The organism is Segatella hominis (assembly GCF_019249725.2).
Taxonomy (GTDB): Bacteria; Bacteroidota; Bacteroidia; order Bacteroidales; family Bacteroidaceae; genus Prevotella.
The window spans coordinates 119281-138198 of the sequence record NZ_CP137559.1 but is presented as its reverse complement, the minus strand read 5'-3'; the positions used below and the strand labels follow the sequence as shown (position 1 = coordinate 138198).

Below are 18918 nucleotides of genomic sequence, written 5' to 3'. Positions count from 1 at the left end.
ATCCCGGAAACTCAGTCAAGATGTTTCCGGGATTTTCTTTATATATAGATTCAGCTAAATGAACTGCAACAGTTAACAGTTGTTTTTTATATACCTATAACATTTTAGCAAAGCACGATTGTCACACCTCTGGCAGCCTGCGCTCCCATAACAAGAGCCTGTTCAATATCAGCAGTCTTGCTCGGTCCACTGATAAATATACCGAAATTATATTTCGGATCCATCTCGATGCGGGCATAAGCCTCATGCATATTGTTTACCACAGACTTCTCATCAAGGATAATAACCAGGTATTCCGAAATGAAAAGTTCAGCCTTCTCCTTCATGGTCTGAGGAATCCAGACACAACCATTTTCAGCTACGCCCAACTGTCCACGGACTACGCAGACATCCGTACCATTCAGTTCGTTGGCCTCAGCCACAGTATCCGGATTGCGCAAAACGACTTCATCCGTTCCCCCATCAGGAGTAAAAGCCTGCAATTTTTCCAACTGAATATCTGGCAGATTGCTGGCAAACACCTTAGCCTGAGGATAAGCCATTTTCACAATCTCGTTGAGCCTATCGTCATCCTTGCTGGCTCTCATCACATGGGCACCCACAGACTGGCTCATGTCAACAAACTGCTGCAAAGTATCCTCATACTGAATGCCTTTGATTTCTACAGAAGGCTTATCAAATTGAACATGCGTATTCTTACGCAACTTATTCAGGAAATCTTCTTTTTTCATTTTACTTTCCCCTCCTTCCATAATTGATGAAACGACTTCTTCGCAAACTCAGGCATGGCATGGCCAATACCCCAAGCATTCCAATTACTGAAATGTGTGCAACACTCTGGAATCAGATTGGCAAGTGGCGCAAATTTCAAGGCTGTGGTATAAAGTGAAGGACGGTCGAAGAGATATTCCATACCGCTGGACATCGCCTTCTTGATCGGATTAGCCTTGCCCAATCTGTCAAGGCTCTGGCGCCAGACATAAATCTGGGAACCCGGACCCACCTTGGAAGGACAGACATTATCACACGACAGACACAAGGTGCAGGCAGAAACATTATCTGCATATTTCTGAGGATTCTTCAGCATACCCAAATTCACACCCACAGGACCAGGAATGAAATAAGTATAACTGTATCCGCCGGAACGACGATAGACAGGACAAGTATTCATACAGGCACCGCAACGCATACACTTCAAAGTCTGCCAATGGTCTTTATCTGCAAGAATATCGCTTCTGCCATTATCCACCAGAACCACATGCATTTCTGCACCCGGACGAGCCTGACGGAAATGAGAAGTGAAAGCCGTAGTAGGCTGACCTGTACCGCAACGGCAAAGCAGACGCTGGAATACTGCCAAAGACTTGTAATCAGGAACCAACTTCTCAATACCCATCGCCACAATATGAAGCTTAGGCATGGAGGTAGTCATATCAGCATTACCTTCATTGGTACAAACCACGCAATCACCCGTTTCAGCCACTCCAAAATTACATCCGGTCATTCCTGCTCCAGCCTCCATAAACTGGTTGCGAAGATGATGACGGGCGCAGCGGGTGAGATAAGTTGGGTCATAATTTCCTATTTCCTTGGAGATTCCCTTCTCCTCAAACATCTTGCCCACTTCTTCACGCTTGAGATGGATGGCAGGCATCACGATATGGCTCGGTTTCTGACCCAAGAGTTGGATAATACGCTCACCCAAGTCGGTTTCCACTACATCAATACCATGCTTTTCCAGATAAGGATTCATCTCACACTCTTCGGTAAGCATAGACTTTGATTTCACCATTTTCTTCACATGATGATCATTCAGGATGCCGAGCACAATCTCATTAAATTCCTGCGCATCCTTTGCCCAATGCACCTTGACACCACGACTCTCCAGATTCTTGGAAAAAACATCAAGATAATCTGCCAGATGGGTAATCGTATGCATCTTAATTTCAGAAGCCAGTTCGCGAAGATCTTCCCATTCCGGAAGTTCATGCGCCATTTTATCTCTCTTTTGTCTTACAGACCAGAAGGTAGCATCATGCCAGGTGGTCTTTTCTACATCTGCCGTAAACTTAGCGGCTCTCTTGGAATGTTCTGTACTCATAGTCCTGCAGCTAAAATTTGTACAACATGAATGAATTGAATAGGCATTTTCTCCTTCTTGGCAATGCCCGCCATGTGCATCAGACAGGAAGAATCCGGACCGGTAACATATTCCGCTCCCGTTGCCATGTGGCGTCTGATCTTGTCCTCACCCATACGGGTAGAAACAGCGGGCTCTTCGATAGAAAACATACCACCGAATCCACAGCATTCATCCTTACGTTCCGGTTCATGAATGGTAATTCCATCCACCATATTCAATAAATCAATAATCTTGTTGAACGGCTGGACGTTTCTCTCGGAAGGTGATGACAACCCCAATTCCCTGACGCCATGGCAACTGTTGTGAACACTCACGGCATGAGGGAACTTGCCCGGCACATGATCTACTTTCAGCACATCATGCAGGAATTCCACTATATCCATTATCTTACCGGAAGATACACACTCATGCTTACCCTCCAGAATCTTAGGATAATACACTTTTACATAAGCTGCACACGAGGCAGAAGGAGCTACAATATAATCGTAGTCTCTAAAAAGATCATCAAAAGCCTCGATGACCTTCTCTGACTTGTTTTGGAAACCCGCATTCGCCATCGGTTGACCGCAACAAGTCTGTTTCTCTGGATAGTCCACATCCACACCGTAGTGTTTGAGCAACTTGTATGTAGCCACACCAGCTTCAGGGTATAAGGCATCTACATAACAAGGGACAAATAAACCGACTCTCATTATTATATTAAATCTTGTTCTATGTTAATTTCTTAAGCTACAATTTTGCGTAGCGAGCGCAAAAGTAACAAAATTATCCGAAAAATAAGACATTATAAAAAAATAAAAAGTAATAATTGATATTATTTAACGAAGAACTGGCACAAGAAAAATTTGGTAAATTCAAATAAATGTCGTAACTTTGCAACCCAAAATAGTGTATTTGCCTTTTGTACCCAAATTGCAAAACTAAGCATAAGACATTTCAGATGATACTTATAGAATTTATTACTTATAGTTAGAATATACTTATAGTTATTAAATATGAAGAAACAGCTTAAGAAAGTCCTCGTTCTGGGTTCCGGTGCTTTGAAGATCGGCCAGGCAGGTGAGTTTGACTATTCCGGTTCGCAGGCTCTCAAGGCTTTGCGTGAGGAAGGCATTAGTTCTGTCCTCATTAATCCCAACGTTGCTACAATTCAGACCAGTGAAGGTATTGCTGACAAGGTTTATTTCTTGCCGGTGACACCTTTTTTTGTGACTGAAATCATCAAGAAGGAGCGCCCTGACGGCATCATGCTCGCTTGGGGTGGACAGACAGGTTTGAACGTTGGTACTGAACTTTACCTCAGCGGTGTACTCAAGGAGTATGGTGTAGATGTACTGGGTACTTCTGTTGAGGCTATCATGAACACAGAAGACCGTGATCTCTTCGTGAAGGAGCTCAACAAGGTTGACCTCAAGGTTCCTGTAAGCCATGCTTGCGAGAATATGGAAGAAGCTGTGGCTGCTGCCCGCAATATCGGCTACCCTATCATGATCCGTTCTGCCTACGCGCTGGGTGGTCTCGGTTCTGGTGTCTGCAAGACTGAAGAGGAGTTTAAGGAGATTGCTGAATCTGCCTTCACTTTTGCACCTCAGGTTCTCGTTGAGGAGAGCTTGAAGGGATGGAAGGAGATTGAGTTTGAGTGCATCCGTGATGCGAACGACCGCTGCTTCACCGTTGCCTCCATGGAAAACTTCGACCCACTGGGTATTCACACAGGTGAATCTATCGTGGTAGCTCCTACCTGTTCTCTTACCGACGAGCAGGTGAAGATGTTGCAGGACATCGCCGTGAAGTGCGTCCGTCACCTCAACATCGTGGGTGAGTGCAACATCCAGTATGCTTTCAACGCTGAGACCAACGACTACCGCATCATCGAGATCAATGCTCGCTTGAGCCGTTCTTCTGCCCTCGCTTCTAAGGCTACAGGTTATCCGCTCGCTTTCGTTGCTGCTAAGATTGCCCTCGGTTACACGCTCGACCAGATTGGCGAGATGGGTACTCCTAACTCAGCTTATGTAGCTCCATCACTCGACTATATGATCTGCAAGATTCCTCGTTGGGATCTTACCAAGTTTGCAGGTGTAAGCCGCAAGATCGGTTCTTCCATGAAGTCTGTAGGCGAAATCATGTCTATCGGCCGCTCATTCGAGGAAATGCTCCAGAAGGGTCTCCGCATGATTGGTCAGGGAATGCACGGTTTCGTAGGCAACGACCACACCAAGTTCGACAACTTGGATGAGGAGCTTTCCAACCCTACCGACCTCCGTATCTTCGCCATCGCTCAGGCTTTGGAGGAAGGCTACACCATCGAGCGCATCGAGGAGTTGACCAAGATTGACCCTTGGTTCATCGAGCGCATGAAGAATATCGTAGATTACAAGCACAAGCTTTCTGAATATAATACTTTGGAGGAGATTCCAGCCGAGGTATTGCGCGAGGCTAAGGTATTGGGCTTCTCTGACTTCCAGATTGGGCGCTTCGTATTGAAGACCAAGGATACCAATATGGAGAAGGAGGTTCTCGCAGTTCGTGCTCTGCGTAAGAAGCTGAACATTCTTCCTGCCGTAAAGCGCATCCCTACTGTGGCAAGCGAGCATCCTGACCTCACCAACTATCTCTACATGACTTACGCCGTAGAGGGTTACGACATCAACTACTACAAGAACGAGAAGTCTGTCATCGTTCTCGGTTCGGGTGCTTACCGCATCGGTTCTTCTGTAGAGTTCGACTGGTGTTCAGTAAACGCCATCAACACAGCACGCAAGTTGGGTTACAAGTCAATTATGATCAACTACAACCCGGAGACCGTATCTACCGACTACGATATGTGCGACCGTCTCTACTTCGATGAGCTTTCATTCGAGCGTGTACTCGATGTCATCGACCTGGAGTCACCACGTGGTGTGATTGTTTCAGTAGGTGGTCAGATTCCAAACAACCTGGCTATGAAGCTCCATCGCCAGTCTGTGCCAATCCTGGGTACATCTCCAGTAAACATCGACCGTGCCGAGAACCGCGGTAAGTTCTCTGCCATGCTCGATAAGCTCGGCATTGACCAGCCTAAGTGGAGCGCCCTCACATCAATGGAGGATGTTCAGAAGTTCATCGACGAGGTAGGCTATCCAGTTCTCGTTCGTCCATCTTACGTTCTTTCCGGTGCAGCCATGAACGTTTGCCACGATGATGATGAGTTGCGCCGCTTCCTGGAGGCAGCTTCTGAGGTTTCCAAGGAGTACCCAGTGGTTATCTCTCAGTTTATGACAGAGACCAACGAGATTGAGTTCGACGGTGTGGCTCAGAATGGTGAGATTGTAGAGTATGGTATTTCAGAGCACGTAGAGTATGCGGGTGTTCACTCCGGTGACGCTACCATGACCTTCCCTGCTCAGCAGATTTCCTTCGCTACAGCCCGTCAGATCAAGAAGATTTCACGTGCCATCGCCAAGGAACTCAACATCTCGGGTCCTTTCAATATCCAGTACTTGGCTAAGGGTCGCGATGTGAAGGTTATCGAGTGTAACCTCCGTGCATCCCGTTCATTCCCATTCGTGAGCAAGGTATTGAAGCGCAACTTCATCGAGACTGCTACCCGCATCATGCTCGATGCTCCATATCAGAAGCCAGACAAGTCTGCTTTCGATATCGACCGTATGGGTGTGAAGGCTTCACAGTTCTCATTTGCCCGTTTGCAGAACGCCGACCCAGTTTTGGGTGTGGATATGAGTTCTACCGGCGAGGTAGGTTGTATGGGTGATACTTTCGAGGAGGCATTGCTCAACTCATTGATTGCCACCGGCTACAAGATTCCTTCAAAGGATAAGGGCATCATGCTTTCAAGCGGTGGTGCCAAGGAGAAGGCTTCTCTGCTCGACGCTGCTCAGGCTTTGGTGAAGAACGGTTACACCATCTACGCTACAGCCGGTACAGCGAAATTCCTGAACGAGAACAACGTGAAGGCTACAGCCGTAGGATGGCCTGATGAGGAGCACAAGGATATTCCTAACGTGATGCAGATGATTGCCGACCACAAGTTCGACCTCATCGTCAATATTCCTAAGAATCACACCAAGCGTGAGCTCACCAATGGTTACAGAATCCGTCGTGGCGCTATCGACCACAACATTCCTCTGTTCACCAATGCCCGTTTAGCTTCAGCCTTCATCGAGGCATTCTGCACATTGAGTCAGGATCAGTTGCAGATTAAGAGTTGGCAGGAGTACGAGTAATCGCACGCGGGATTAATTTTTCTCACGCAGATTACGCAGATATTTATAAAATACGCCCTGTAAGGCAAGGCACAAGCTCCAGATTGTGCCCAAGCCTTATGGGGCTTTTTTATTCTCTGCCATGAGAAAAAGAAGCCGAAATGATGGCTTTCTCATTATTTTATTGTACCTTTGCAAACAGAAAAGGAAATAATAAAGAATGATAGTTTGTATTGCAGAGAAACCAAGCGTAGCTAAAGATATTGCCCGGATTATTGGAGCAACAACTGCACGCGACGGTTATATGGAAGGTAATGGTTACCAAGTAACCTGGACTTTCGGCCACCTTTGTGAGCTGAAAGAACCGGATGATTATACTCCAATGTGGAAACGCTGGAGCCTGTCCGCATTGCCTATGATTCCCCAGCGTTTTGGAATAAAACTGATTAACGACGAAGGAATCCGCAAGCAATTCAATACAATCGAAAGACTCATGCAAGCCGCAGACAGTATCATCAACTGTGGTGACGCCGGACAGGAAGGTGAACTCATCCAAAGATGGGTGATGCAAAAGGCGCAAGCCAAATGCCCGGTCAAGAGATTGTGGATTTCATCCATGACTGACGAAGCTATCAAACAGGGATTTCAGGAGCTGAAAGACCAGAACGAGTATCAATCACTCTACCTCGCAGGCCTTTCACGTGCCATTGGAGACTGGATTCTCGGCATGAATGCCACCCGACTTTATACTTTGAAATATGGTCAGAATCGACAGGTGCTCAGCATCGGTCGAGTGCAGACCCCTACCCTTGCCCTCATCGTAAACCGACAGAAGGAAATCGACAATTTCGTTTCCGAACCATATTGGGTACTTGCTACCATCTATCGCGATACTCAGTTTACGGCTACCAGCGGCAAGTTTACCAGCAAGGAGGAAGGTGAAAAAGCATTCAGTACCATCGCAGGTAAACCTTTCACCGTTACAGACGTGAGCAAGAAAAAGGGAAATGAAGCTCCACCTCACCTCTACGACCTCACCTCACTACAAGTGGATTGCAACAAGAAATTTGCTTACTCTGCTGATATTACTCTGAAACTCATCCAGAGTCTCTACGAGAAGAAATACACGACTTATCCTCGTGTAGATACACAGTTTCTGACCGATGACATCTATCCGAAATGTCCTCAAATCCTCAACGGTGTGAGCCAGGCCAAGATAATGAGCCAGCAAAAGTACCTCCCGCTGATCCAGCAGCTCGCCGCTACCGGAAAAAAGTTGCCAAAAAGCAAGAAGGTATTTGATAATAGTAAGGTGACCGACCACCATGCCATCATCCCAACAGGTGTTCCACCTACAGGACTCACCGATATGGAGGCAAATGTCTATGACCTTATCGCCAAACGTTTTATCAGTGTGTTCTATCCGGATTGTAAATTCTCTACGACCACCGTATTGGGCGAAGTCATCAATGAAGATGGGCCTAAACCAGAGAAAATCGAATTCAAGGTAAGCGGCAAGGAAATTCTGGAACCAGGATGGCGAGTTGTCTATGCGAAGGATGCGAAAAATGCCGATGACGATGATGCAACTGATAATGCCAACGGAAACGGTGCCAAGAAGGAAGTGGTAGAAGAAAGAACGCTCCCTTCTTTCGTAAAAGGCGAATCGGGTGAACATACCCCAACTCTCACAGAGAAATGGACCACTCCACCTAAGTATTATACTGAAGCTACCTTGCTCCGAGCAATGGAGACCGCAGGAAAATTCGTCGAGGATGAAGAACTGCGTGCGGCATTAAAGGAGAACGGAATCGGACGACCTTCCTCACGCGCCGGCATTATAGAGACGCTCTTCAAGCGCCACTATATCAAGCGACAGCGAAAGAACTTGATGGCTACTCCTACCGGAATCGAACTCATCGACACCATCCATGAGGAACTGTTGAAAAGTTGTGAGTTGACTGGTATTTGGGAGAAAAAGCTCCGAGACATCGAGCATAAGACCTATGACCCAGCCGACTTTATCAATGGTCTGAAAGAACAAATCAACCAAATCGTCAATGACGTATTGTCTGACAACAGTGCTCGCCATGTGACGATAACAACGGAAGAGGACCTCAAGAAAAAAGAGCCAAGAAAGAAAACCGCTCCAAAGAAATCACCCAAACAGGATGATACGGCTGAAAAAACGCCTAAAAATGGTGATACGGCTGAAAAGACAGAGTCAAGATCCCCAAAACTTCCTGCAGATGACAGCATCATCGGAAAAACTTGCCCTATCTGTGGACAAGGAACCATTATCAAAGGAAAAACGGCATATGGTTGCAGCAACTGGAAAGGTGGTTGTCAGTTCAGATTACCATTCAGTCAGCAATAACAACTGGAGTTTATTTAAAAACATGGAACAGAAGAATAAATCTCATATCGGCTTAGCATTTTTGTCAATATTAGTAAGTAGCTTACTATTGACTGCATGCGGTATTGATAAGAATATCAAAAAGGGAGAAAAGTATCTTGCTTTAGGTGAGTATTATGATGCTGCCGACCAATTTAAGCAGGCATATACAAAAACGCCGACAAAAGAAAGAGAAAAAAGAGGGCAGCGAGCCTTAAAAATGGCTTACTGCTATGAGAAGATCAACGCTACACCTAAAGCAGTGGCAGCCTATAGAAATGCTATCAGATATGGACAAGCTAATATCCAAGATCGCTTAAGTTATGCTCGGCAACTTCTAAAAAACGGCGATTACAAAATTGCTCAAACAGAATTTAAATCCATTTTAGATTCTCTTCCTAACGAAGAAATGAGCAAAAATGGCTATGATATTTTAGCACGAAACGGACTGAAATCAGCACAAGCTGCACCAGAATGGAAGAAAAAAGGGAGCAGATATACGGTGAAGAAAATGGATATTTTCAATTCCAGAAGAGCAGACTACTCCCCAATGCTCTTAGGAGATGAATTTGACCAACTCTATTTTACATCTACCAGAAATGAAGCGCTCGGAGATGAACTGAGCGGTATTACAGGAACAAAAAATGGCGATATTTTTATATCTGAAAAAGATGACAAAGGTAAATGGAGCAAACCAGAAGCCATCAGTACGGGGCTGAATACGGAATATGATGAAGGGGCTTGCTGCTTTACACCTGATGGACGGGACATGTATCTCACACAATGCACAACCGACCCGTCTTCACCAAGATATGCACAAATAGTAACCTCCCCACGCTCGGATGCGGCTTGGGGAAAAGCCACCAAACTGGAAATCACCAAAGACACCCTCAGCAGTTTTGCGCACCCTGCTATCTCTCCTGATGGAGAATGGTTGTACTTTACTTCAGACATGCCTGGAGGAATGGGTGGATTAGACATCTGGCGAGTAAGAATTACAGCTGCGGGGCTGGGAGGTGTTGAAAATCTGGGGGAGCCTATCAATACTCCAGGAAATGAATCTTTCCCTACATTCAGACCCAACGGAGACCTTTACTTTAGTAGCGATGGACATGTCGGAATGGGTGGATTGGACATCTATATTGCCAAAGTGGATCCAAAAACTAAAAAATATAAGGTTTTCCATCCTGGCTACCCTCTCAATTCGGAAGGTGACGACTTTGGAATGACTTTCGAAGGTCCACACAACAGAGGCTATTTCTCCTCCAACAGAAAGGACGGAAGAGGTTTCGACCACATCTATTCTTTTGAAAACCCGGAAATCGTAACAACCATCAAAGGCTGGGTTTACGAAATGGGTGGTTATGAATTACCTGCTTCCCAAGTAATGGTTGTCGGAAACGATGGAACATATGAGAAACTACCAGTCAAAGGTGATGGCTCATTCAGTATGGTCATCAAGCCACAGGTAGATTATCTCCTGATGGCTTCTTGCAAAGGTTTCCTCAATCATAAAGAAGAAATTCGAGTAGATTCTGCTAAGGAAAGTAAGGAATATACCTTACAATTCCCATTGGCTTCCATCACGGCACCGGTATTAATAGATAATATCTTCTATGATTTTGATAAGGCTACCCTTACTGCCAACAGTACAAAAGCATTGGATGAATTGGTAAACTTATTGAAAGAAAATCCGAATGTCACCATCGAACTTAGTGCACATTGTGATTATAAAGGAAGTGCTGAATATAATAAACATCTTTCTCAACAGAGAGCACAATCGGTAGTCAACTATCTGATTCAACACGGAATTGCCAAAGACAGACTTACACCAATGGGTTATGGCAAAGAGCAACCTAAGACTATTAGCAAAAAAGTGGCTGCCAAATATCCATGGCTCAAGGAAGGAGATAAACTGACGACGGATTTCATTCTGAAACAGAATAAAGAAAATCAGGAAATATGTAATCAAATGAATCGCCGCACAGAGTTTATCGTACTCAGAACGACTTATGGGTTATTTGATGAAAAAGGCAACTTAAAAAATCCTCCTAAGCCTAAGAAGCAGGAGATTTCCAAAGAAGAGGAAGATTTGTTTATATTTGAATAAGAATGAAGCTAACTGCAATCGAGAATGCATAGAAGCCTCGTTATAACGAAATGATGGATGCTCACTTTTTATATGCGAGCATCCATCATTTTATTATATCCCCATACACAAAAAATCGTAATCATCCCTAATACGATCATCAATAAATGATGGGAAGCGCCCAATACTTCCGTCAAGCGACATACGGCTCTGGAAAAAGACATCATAGCATCTATCCGTATTAGATAAAGGGTATCCAGAAGATTTGTCAAAACCTGACAGTAAAGGACTATACTGATACCAATCATAATACAAGCTATTTTCCATATATGCGCCAAACGATGATAAGTAACCCCTCCTGGAAGAGAAGACATTACACGTTCGGAAAAGCCATCATCAGCTATATCCAAAGAACAATCTGCAAAGAAAGATTGCAACATCTGCTCATCATCAGCAGTAACTTGCTGCTGATGATGAGTTTCCTCTGATATCGTAGATTTTACTTCATTTTCTTTCATAACCATTTTGCTTTAAGTAACTTGCAAGTTTCATTTTACCACGTGAGAGATGTGACTTGACGGTACCAGAAGCAAGTCCTGTAATCTCTACGATCTTTTCTATAGACATTCCATCCATCAATTGTAAAGTGATGCATGTACGTTCTTTATCGCTCAGTATTTTGAGGGCACTTATTAAATCCAATTTTAATCCGTCACTGCTTGCTTGCGCTTGCTTATGAACCACTATTGGACTGTCGATATCTTGAGTTATCTTATGACTTCTCACATAATCATACCAGACATTGTAGGCTATACGATACAACCAGGTGGAAAAGTTAGCCTTCCCCTTAAATCCCACCAGATGGGTATAGGCCTTGATAAATGTATCTTGAGCCAAATCGTCACTCAATTGCTTATCTCCAACAGTTTGCCGAAGAAAAAAGCTACGAATAGACGCCTGGTATTTCCTGACCAACAAGTCAAAAGACTTACGGTCATGAAACATTACCACTTTAGCTACAAGAGCAAAATCATCCAATTTTTCCACTATTTCTATTGCACCACCATTGTTTGATGGAAGGCAGAGAACCAATGGTAGCCTGTCCTGCACCATAAAAAAGTACTAAAGCGCCAATACCTGCCAGAAAATCAGCACCCCATATAGCAAACATAGCGCATAAGCCTGCACCCAAGAAAGCATTTCGCAGTCCTCTTTTAACCAGATATTCATTACTTTGCTTATCTATAGGGCGCGCACTTTCCGGTATTTCAATACCCTTTTCTAAAGCCATAGCCGACAACTTCATCCGATCCTGATTGCGCCTATATAAATAACGAATAATCATAAAGAGGGCAATAAGAGGAGCTAAGAATGTCAGCAAGCCAATCAGACCAAGTAAGATGATAACAAAAAGGAGTACACCTTTTCCAAATACAGTACCCAGAAAATCAAATGGGTCATCATAATTATCTAAACTAAACTGAGAAGGATTATTAGATGTATAAGAAGCAGGATTATTATGAGCAGATACCGCAGACGAAGTATCTACGCTTGTTGTGTCAGAAAAAGCATCTATTCCCTCATCATTTTCAGAATGATTTCCCACTTTTTTATCTACCTGTTGAGTAGACGGTGTGTAACGGTGTTTAGGTGCAGAAGAAGCCAATGACTGCTGAAATACACCAAGGCTCATCGCCAAAGCCATAACGATTATTTCTTTTTTCATATCGAATATTTTTACTATTTTATCCACTATTTTGAATTTTTTCTTCTACTAAGACGTATATCTTGCGATTTTAGTTGCAAAGAAACAAAATATTTTTTAAATTTGCAAATGATTTTGAATTAACAAGAAAAAGAATGGCAAGATGACAACAGATAGAAGCACAAAATTACCAGAGGATTTCAAAACTTATACCAAAGAACTTATGGGGGAAAACCTCTTCAATCAACTGATGAAAGGAATTGATGAGAATGCAACTGTCAGCATTCGTCTCAATCCATTCAAATGTTCTGAAGAGACGGTTTTAAACGAAGGAACGACCTCTGGAATCATTCCTTGGTGCCCTTCAACAGGCAAATATTTATCGGAACGAAAGAACTTCACTTTCGATCCTCTTTTCCATGCGGGTCTATACTACGTACAGGAAGCCTCATCCATGATTGTTGATTTAGCCATCCGACAATATGTCAAAGAACCTGTCACCATGCTGGATCTCTGTGCTGCACCAGGTGGCAAATCTACATGCGTAAGAGCTGCTCTTCCAGAAGGAAGTCTTCTTTTCAGCAATGAACCCATGAAGACAAGGGCTCAAATTTTATCAGAAAACATTCAAAAGTTTGGGCATCCGGACGTTGTTGTCACCAACAATTATCCAAAAGATTACAAAAAAACAAAATTGAAATTTGATATTATACTTGCCGATGTCCCATGTTCGGGCGAAGGTATGTTTAGAAAAGATGAAGAAGCCATCAATGAATGGAGTAAAACCAATGTAAATAATTGTTGGAAACTTCAACGGGAAATCGTAAGTGACATCTGGAACTGCTTAAAGCCTGGTGGGATACTGATCTATTCTACCTGCACTTTTAATGCCCACGAAGATGAAGAAAATGTAGATTGGATAAAAGAGGAACTTGGAGCCGAAATTCTCCCTCTGGATATCGAAAAAAGTTGGAATATTACAAAGAGCCTCATCAATGATGAAGCCATGTATCATTTCTTCCCTGGTATAAGCCGTGGAGAAGGATTGTTTATTGCCGTATTACGCAAAAATGGCATATATGAAGGCGATAAAAAGAAAAAGAATCTTGGCAAGAAGAACGCAAAAGGAAAGACCAAAGAACCTTTCACATTAAAAAATAACTGGTTAAAAAACAAGGATGAGTGGAATTATACATTAACAGAAAATGATGTATATGCAATCAGCAAGAAATGGACAGAGGCAGTGAAAGAAGCAAACCAATCACTAAGAGTACTTCACGAAGGAATCAAAATCGGAAGTATAAAAGGTAAGGATCTGATCCCAGCACAGTCACTTGCCTTATCGACTGAATTGGATAAGACTGATATTCCACAAGTAGAACTCTCATACGAAGATGCAATCAACTATCTTCGTAAAGAAGCGATTACTTTGCCTCCAACAACACCTAAAGGATACATTATAGTAACTTATCAGAATGTCCCATTAGGTTGGATGAAAAATATAGGCAATCGTGCCAATAATCTATACCCACAGGAATGGAAGATCAAAAGTTCTCACATACCAGAGGGTGATAATCATATTCTGAAATGCAAATCAATATCATAGCATGCCTGGACCAAAACGGTGCGATAGGCTACAAGAACCAACTGCTCTTCCATATCAGAAAGGACATGGAAAGATTTAAGCAACTTACATTGAATCATACCATAGTCATGGGGAGGAAAACATACGATTCTCTCCCCCATGGCGCACTCCCATTAAGACGCAACATCGTGATAACACAACAGGAAATACAACTGGAAAACTGTGAGGTATATCACTCTCTGACAGATGCGCTTGACAAATGTACAGACGACATCATATTTATCATAGGAGGTGAAAGTATTTATAAGCAATGTTTGAATCTTGCCGATAATCTGTATCTTACTATTGTGGATAAAAAAATGCCAAAAGCAGACACATATTTCCCTTCTATCAATTCAGAAAACTGGGAAATCATAGATAAAGAACAATATAAAGAAATTGATGATGCAAAAAAAGAAATTTACTCCTTTTCTTTTATTACATTCAGAAAAAATAGGAAATAAAGAAACCACTTCACCACCGAAGCCATCACATACGTCTTGCCAGTACCCGTAGGCATCTGCACCAACACCGAGTAGTTTTCCACATATTCCTTCCTCTTCCGAAAAGGAGTAAACGAATTCTTTGTCAGTTTCGTGATAATCTTCTCCAACATCTCCTGTTGGTAGTCAAAAAGTTTATTTTCCTCATTCAACATTTCTCTTTCAGCATATTCCAAAGAAACAGTGCATTGCCAATAATATATCTCCTCCACATACGCTTTGGCTCCTTCATTAATCTATAGAGCCATTCCAGACCGTGCTCCTGCCACCACATCGGAGCACGTTCCACAGTACCAGCGAAGAAGTCGAATACGGCTCCGATTGTTCCAACATGGCAGTGAATATCCAACTCTTCCCAATGCGAATAAGTCCATTTTTCTTGTTTAGGTGCGGTCATACCAATCCAAAGCAGATCAGGGTTGGCAGCATTGATGGCATCAATAATCGCCTTATTGTCCTCATCCGAGAACTCTGGCTTATAAGGAGGCGAGTAGGTCACCACCTTCAGATGAGGATACACCTCAGCCGCCCGCTTCACAATCAGGTCGAGCACTTTCTGCGAACTACCCATAAACATCACCGTACCACCCTTTTTCTCCAGTTTTTCCATTTCGAAAGAGAACAAGTCCCATCCCGCGATACGTTCCTTCGGCTGGCTCTTCGCCTTAATCCACTTACACGCTTTCACGATGCTTACCCCATCAGGAATCAGCACATCACCATTCATCAGCGCCTCAGCAAAGAGCGAGTCCTTGCGAGCCGTATTATAAGAATGAGCATTTACAGTATTAATGAGCAATTTGCCCTCTGGCAGCGAGGCGAGTTCCGCCTTACTACCCAAAATATCCAAAGATTTTAAACAAAACATTATAGTAATTTTTTAATTATCAAAATTAGAAATAACCCAATAGCAGTACCATACACAGGCAGAGGCATGTGCATGATAAAAAGTATTTTTGACTTCACATTTCCTGTTAAACTTTGATAAAAAGAAGTCATAAATCATACAACTTACATCAAAACGCCCTATATTTGCAATCAATATTAATTAAATTAGATAAAGTTATGGCACAGACATCAATGACAGTAATCCGCACACGAAGTATACCTTTTGCCATCAAGGCAAAGGAAAGCAAAGAAGACAAGGTTACAGCCGAAGCAATAGAAGCATTTGAAAACATGTGCAAGACAGCAAGAGAAAACAACATAGAAATGTCTCTTGATGAGATCAATGCAGAGATAAAAGAAGTCAGACGATTAAGAAAAGAACGCAATGGTGTACGCAGTTATTGATACCAACATATTTGTATCAGCAACCAAGTGAACTACCACCATACTTTATCTACACCACGAACAAATAAGAATCCCTACTCCCTGCGGTCCCATCCCTTATAACCATTGGTTTTAGCAAGTCTTCACCCTGCGGTCCCATCCCGCACAACCACCTGGCGAGGGTTCTGATGCCCAAATACAATGCAGTCACAAACAGCCCACAGCAAGGCGGTCCCATCCCTTACAACCATTTTAGCAAGTCTTCACCCCTGCAGGTTCATCCCCGCTAAAACACCCCTGGCGAGGGCTCTGATGCCCAAAATATAATAGCAGTCCACAAGCAACAAATTCAGCAAGGCGGTCCCATCCCGCATAACAACCTGGCGAGGGCTCTGATGCCCCGCCAACCTTAAAGCGCAGCGGTTCAGAGCGACGTTTCTGTCCCCTACAAGGGGAACCGAAGGGGTCGTAAAGACTATTGAAAGGAACGGTTACATCCTTCGCCCTTTTGTAAAGGGAGAGGGCTTGGGAGTGGGTTAAGGATTCCCTCTTCGCAAGAGGGGAACAGGGGAGTCGAAAATGCCTTCCTTAACGGTAAGGAAGGACGGGTTGGTTTTCGAAAAAAGCTTCTTCGCAAAAGGGAATCCTGGGAATCGAAAAACTATAGATTTTCAACCCATTTTCTCCCACTTTTCGTAAAAGCAGACCACAAATATAGGCAACATGCAATGATACCTACCCCACCTAAAACTATGTACATTCCTTCCATAATCATTTCTTCTTTAATATGTTATCAGCAAACAGCGCTAAGAAAACAGTAGCAAACAATCCCACACCAAGCAAAAAAGCATATGGTTTAGCATCATCTACACCAAGTACCAAACCTACCACAGCCACAACAACCATTGCTGTAAAGCTGGTATTTGCAAGTTGATATATAAACTTGCTCAGGTTTTCTCTACGGGTCTTTTCTTTCTCCTTATCTTCTTTTGCTGTCATAGCTTACGTATTTTTTATCTCTGCAAATATACGATAAAAACTAATATAGTCCAACTTATTTCCTTATTTTTTAGCAATCTTTATCTTTTGAACTACCCACATATTCCTGTTAGGATATAGGCAACCAAGCCTTAAACTACGCTTTTATCAGTTACATAAACCAAATAAAAATCCCTCCAGCAAGGCGGTCCCATCCCGCACAGCAATCCTGGCGAGGGCTTTGATGCCCCGCCAACCTTATAGCGAAGCGGTTAAGAGCGACAGGAGGAGCGGTTTCCTCTTCTTCCCTGAGGGGAGAAGACCGAGATGAGAGGTGGAGCCTTCCTTAAGGGTAAGGAAGGACGGGTAGGTTTTCGAAAAAAATTACTTCATAATATACCAATAATACCCCTCAGGATTCCTACTCACTTCCCCTACTTTTCTGTAATTCAATTTATGAATACTCACATGATCAATCAGATCCTGCCATTGCTCCTGATGGAAAGTACGTCCCAAGGCATCACCCAAGAGAATACTGTGATAACTATTCTCACGAGGCATCCGAGCCTCAACCATCGGAAACTCACGAAGAGACAAACCCAAGAAAAGATGGATGACGTAATAATCCACCAGACAGTTATAATCCTTCCAGTAAGCAAGGAGCATATCCAAGACCGAAGAAATCACAATCTGATGAGGTACAGCAGCAAAGAACCAGGTAGATAACCCCACAGGAGCCATAGCCCCACGCTTGAAATATCGGAATACCGTCAGTTCACTCTGCATAATCCTATCCCATCGCCCCTGCAACTTCTCATTTCCAAAACCAGAACAGAACACCGTAGCATCCATCCAAACACCACCATACTTCTGCAAAACCGACAGGCGGAGCAAATCACTGAAAGAAGCAGCAGGAATCAAACCCTTCTTATATTTCCTGACAATATACTCAGGCAGTTCAATCCATTGCTGGTAATTACTGAGATCAAAGACCCTGAACTCATAATCCGGCAGGTGCTTCCTTTGCGAAGCCAAGCACACCTTCACCAAATCAGGAGCCTGGTCGATACCCTGCAGCCAGGAGAACCAGACAATCTTAGGAACACCCGTATCAGTAGGAGTCGAATCCTCCACATGCCTCGCCTTCATCTCATCCAAGATATAGCGATACCGCCGAATCAGAATCCTATCCACTTTCTCAGTCATCACAGGATAAGCAGCCTTCAAGGACTTCCCCTTTAAGGCACAGCGTATCAAGGCACAGACACCCGTCCACAACACCCCCATACGGACATATTGCCAGACAAGCCTCCAGCCCCCGAACTGCCGAAAGCGAGTAATCAATCTATCAAAATCTACCATTTATACCCACACAATTTATGATAAACACAACATACCGCCCCCTCATCTGCTTTTTTAGCAAAGTATTGAGAAATAGCATTTTCATGATATGTTTTACGTTTAGCTAAGTACTAACGTTTATGTGAAATCCTATAGACCATTATCTATAAAAGAATCTAACTCCTTACACTGTTTATAGTATGTATGTACCTCCTTTATAGAACCTATTTTAGATAACATACATTTATTGCATAATACTTCAAGCGAAGAAGATGTTTGCGCCAAAGCCATCAGGTTACCCTGCAAAGTCAGTAGAGGTTGCTCTTTGATATCAATATCAGTTACAATAATATACGCAAGATAATCAGCATTACAAAATTTTGGGTTGGAAGCATAATCATTACATATATCAATACTATCTTTCAACTTTTTGATAAAATCATAGCCCGTTACCTGTTTTTCTATCTTTTTCTCTACATTTTTCTTCTGATGGTGTAGAAAGTCAGCCCACCCCTTAATTTCAACGAACAATAGCTTTTCGTTCTTTATAGACAATCCATCTACCGAAGCACAAGAAATCATCTGATGTTCCTTGCAGTAAGCAGTCTTTACATCATCAAAATTCACGAATCGTTTAGCAAGTTCCAAAGAACACCTGGGTGC

Annotated in this window: 17 protein-coding genes; 6 read left to right on the top strand and 11 right to left on the bottom strand. The window is 43.2% G+C overall.

What is annotated here, in order from left to right:
• Positions 1-104: 104 nt before the first annotated feature.
• From KUA50_RS00620 to KUA50_RS00610, 3 genes are read right to left on the bottom strand one after another with little or no spacing between them, the layout of a single operon-like run.
• Positions 105-731 carry a LutC/YkgG family protein gene (locus KUA50_RS00620; protein WP_218457801.1) on the bottom strand — a complete coding sequence of 209 codons (627 nt, stop codon included), beginning with the start codon at positions 729-731 and terminating at the stop codon, positions 105-107.
• Entirely contained in the window at positions 728-2101 is a 1374-nt protein-coding gene (locus tag KUA50_RS00615; RefSeq protein WP_218457802.1) for a lactate utilization protein B, read from the bottom strand. The genes KUA50_RS00620 and KUA50_RS00615 overlap by 4 nt, the downstream gene beginning before the upstream one ends.
• Positions 2098-2835 (bottom strand): (Fe-S)-binding protein, encoded by a 738-nt coding sequence (locus KUA50_RS00610; protein ID WP_134843606.1) that lies wholly within the window; start codon positions 2833-2835, stop codon positions 2098-2100. The genes KUA50_RS00615 and KUA50_RS00610 overlap by 4 nt, the downstream gene beginning before the upstream one ends.
• Before the next feature lie 303 nt (positions 2836-3138).
• Between KUA50_RS00610 and carB the strand changes: the two genes are divergently transcribed.
• The 3 genes from carB (at position 3139) to KUA50_RS00595 (ending at position 10853) form a co-directional block, all read left to right on the top strand.
• Positions 3139-6369 (top strand): carbamoyl-phosphate synthase (glutamine-hydrolyzing) large subunit, encoded by a 3231-nt coding sequence (gene carB, locus KUA50_RS00605; RefSeq protein WP_218457803.1) that lies wholly within the window; start codon positions 3139-3141, stop codon positions 6367-6369.
• Positions 6370-6568: 199 nt separating this feature from the next.
• Positions 6569-8725: a DNA topoisomerase 3 gene (locus KUA50_RS00600; RefSeq protein ID WP_218457804.1), complete on the top strand. Its 2157-nt coding sequence runs from the start codon at positions 6569-6571 to the stop codon at positions 8723-8725.
• A 22-nt stretch (positions 8726-8747) separates the two neighbouring features.
• Positions 8748-10853, top strand: coding sequence for an OmpA family protein (locus KUA50_RS00595; protein ID WP_218457828.1), 2106 nt, complete (start codon positions 8748-8750; stop codon positions 10851-10853).
• A 68-nt stretch (positions 10854-10921) separates the two neighbouring features.
• Here KUA50_RS00595 and KUA50_RS00590 read toward each other — a convergent pair whose 3' ends face one another.
• From KUA50_RS00590 to KUA50_RS00580, 3 genes are read right to left on the bottom strand one after another with little or no spacing between them, the layout of a single operon-like run.
• Positions 10922-11350, bottom strand: coding sequence for a DUF5056 domain-containing protein (locus tag KUA50_RS00590; protein WP_218457805.1), 429 nt, complete (start codon positions 11348-11350; stop codon positions 10922-10924).
• Positions 11337-11879, bottom strand: a complete 543-nt coding sequence (locus tag KUA50_RS00585) for an RNA polymerase sigma factor (protein WP_218457806.1) — start codon at positions 11877-11879, stop codon at positions 11337-11339. The genes KUA50_RS00590 and KUA50_RS00585 overlap by 14 nt, the downstream gene beginning before the upstream one ends.
• Positions 11863-12585, bottom strand: a complete 723-nt coding sequence (locus KUA50_RS00580) for a DUF6249 domain-containing protein (protein WP_218457807.1) — start codon at positions 12583-12585, stop codon at positions 11863-11865. The genes KUA50_RS00585 and KUA50_RS00580 overlap by 17 nt, the downstream gene beginning before the upstream one ends.
• A gap of 115 nt (positions 12586-12700) precedes the next feature.
• Here KUA50_RS00580 and KUA50_RS00575 point away from each other — a divergent pair, with 115 nt between their 5' ends.
• Both KUA50_RS00575 and KUA50_RS00570 read left to right on the top strand, forming a co-directional pair.
• On the top strand, positions 12701-14143 hold the full coding sequence (locus KUA50_RS00575) for a methyltransferase RsmF C-terminal domain-like protein (RefSeq protein WP_218457808.1): 1443 nt from the start codon (positions 12701-12703) through the stop codon (positions 14141-14143).
• Complete coding sequence (locus KUA50_RS00570; RefSeq protein WP_218457809.1) at positions 14125-14625, top strand: dihydrofolate reductase; 501 nt, start codon at positions 14125-14127, stop codon at positions 14623-14625. The genes KUA50_RS00575 and KUA50_RS00570 overlap by 19 nt, the downstream gene beginning before the upstream one ends.
• Here KUA50_RS00570 and KUA50_RS00565 read toward each other — a convergent pair.
• Positions 14583-14819 (bottom strand): DEAD/DEAH box helicase family protein, encoded by a 237-nt coding sequence (locus KUA50_RS00565; RefSeq protein ID WP_218457810.1) that lies wholly within the window; start codon positions 14817-14819, stop codon positions 14583-14585. The genes KUA50_RS00570 and KUA50_RS00565 overlap by 43 nt on opposite strands.
• A complete protein-coding gene (locus KUA50_RS00560; protein WP_218457811.1) occupies positions 14813-15532 on the bottom strand; it encodes a WecB/TagA/CpsF family glycosyltransferase in 720 nt (239 codons plus the stop codon). The genes KUA50_RS00565 and KUA50_RS00560 overlap by 7 nt, the downstream gene beginning before the upstream one ends.
• Before the next feature lie 197 nt (positions 15533-15729).
• Here KUA50_RS00560 and KUA50_RS00555 point away from each other — a divergent pair, with 197 nt between their 5' ends.
• Positions 15730-15957 (top strand): hypothetical protein, encoded by a 228-nt coding sequence (locus tag KUA50_RS00555; protein ID WP_218457812.1) that lies wholly within the window; start codon positions 15730-15732, stop codon positions 15955-15957.
• 750 nt (positions 15958-16707) lie between these two features.
• On the opposite strand, the gene KUA50_RS00550 is transcribed toward KUA50_RS00555, so the two are convergent.
• The 3 genes from KUA50_RS00550 to KUA50_RS00540 all read right to left on the bottom strand — a co-directional run bounded on the left by KUA50_RS00550 (position 16708) and on the right by KUA50_RS00540 (position 18882).
• Positions 16708-16935 (bottom strand): hypothetical protein, encoded by a 228-nt coding sequence (locus KUA50_RS00550; protein ID WP_134844470.1) that lies wholly within the window; start codon positions 16933-16935, stop codon positions 16708-16710.
• A gap of 363 nt (positions 16936-17298) precedes the next feature.
• The gene (locus KUA50_RS00545; protein ID WP_218457813.1) at positions 17299-18276 is read right to left on the bottom strand and encodes a capsular polysaccharide synthesis protein; all 978 of its coding nucleotides are present in this window, start codon (positions 18274-18276) and stop codon (positions 17299-17301) included.
• A 129-nt stretch (positions 18277-18405) separates the two neighbouring features.
• A complete protein-coding gene (locus KUA50_RS00540; protein WP_218457814.1) occupies positions 18406-18882 on the bottom strand; it encodes a hypothetical protein in 477 nt (158 codons plus the stop codon).
• Between the last annotated feature and the right edge of the window lie 36 nt (positions 18883-18918).

Excerpts from the sequence above, each read along its gene's own strand:
- KUA50_RS00590 (WP_218457805.1), bottom strand. The coding sequence starts at position 11,350 with ATGAAAGAAAATGAAGTAAAATCTACGATATCAGAGGAAACTCATCAT.
- KUA50_RS00560 (WP_218457811.1), bottom strand. The coding sequence starts at position 15,532 with ATGTTTTGTTTAAAATCTTTGGATATTTTGGGTAGTAAGGCGGAACTC.
- KUA50_RS00555 (WP_218457812.1), top strand. The coding sequence starts at position 15,730 with ATGGCACAGACATCAATGACAGTAATCCGCACACGAAGTATACCTTTT.
- KUA50_RS00615 (WP_218457802.1), bottom strand. The coding sequence starts at position 2,101 with ATGAGTACAGAACATTCCAAGAGAGCCGCTAAGTTTACGGCAGATGTA.
- KUA50_RS00570 (WP_218457809.1), top strand. The coding sequence starts at position 14,125 with ATGCAAATCAATATCATAGCATGCCTGGACCAAAACGGTGCGATAGGC.
- KUA50_RS00620 (WP_218457801.1), bottom strand. The coding sequence starts at position 731 with ATGAAAAAAGAAGATTTCCTGAATAAGTTGCGTAAGAATACGCATGTT.
- KUA50_RS00550 (WP_134844470.1), bottom strand. The coding sequence starts at position 16,935 with ATGACAGCAAAAGAAGATAAGGAGAAAGAAAAGACCCGTAGAGAAAAC.
- KUA50_RS00600 (WP_218457804.1), top strand. The coding sequence starts at position 6,569 with ATGATAGTTTGTATTGCAGAGAAACCAAGCGTAGCTAAAGATATTGCC.
- KUA50_RS00610 (WP_134843606.1), bottom strand. The coding sequence starts at position 2,835 with ATGAGAGTCGGTTTATTTGTCCCTTGTTATGTAGATGCCTTATACCCT.
- KUA50_RS00595 (WP_218457828.1), top strand. The coding sequence starts at position 8,748 with ATGGAACAGAAGAATAAATCTCATATCGGCTTAGCATTTTTGTCAATA.
- KUA50_RS00545 (WP_218457813.1), bottom strand. The coding sequence starts at position 18,276 with ATGGTAGATTTTGATAGATTGATTACTCGCTTTCGGCAGTTCGGGGGC.
- KUA50_RS00575 (WP_218457808.1), top strand. The coding sequence starts at position 12,701 with ATGACAACAGATAGAAGCACAAAATTACCAGAGGATTTCAAAACTTAT.
- KUA50_RS00565 (WP_218457810.1), bottom strand. The coding sequence starts at position 14,819 with ATGTTGAATGAGGAAAATAAACTTTTTGACTACCAACAGGAGATGTTG.
- carB (WP_218457803.1), top strand. The coding sequence starts at position 3,139 with ATGAAGAAACAGCTTAAGAAAGTCCTCGTTCTGGGTTCCGGTGCTTTG.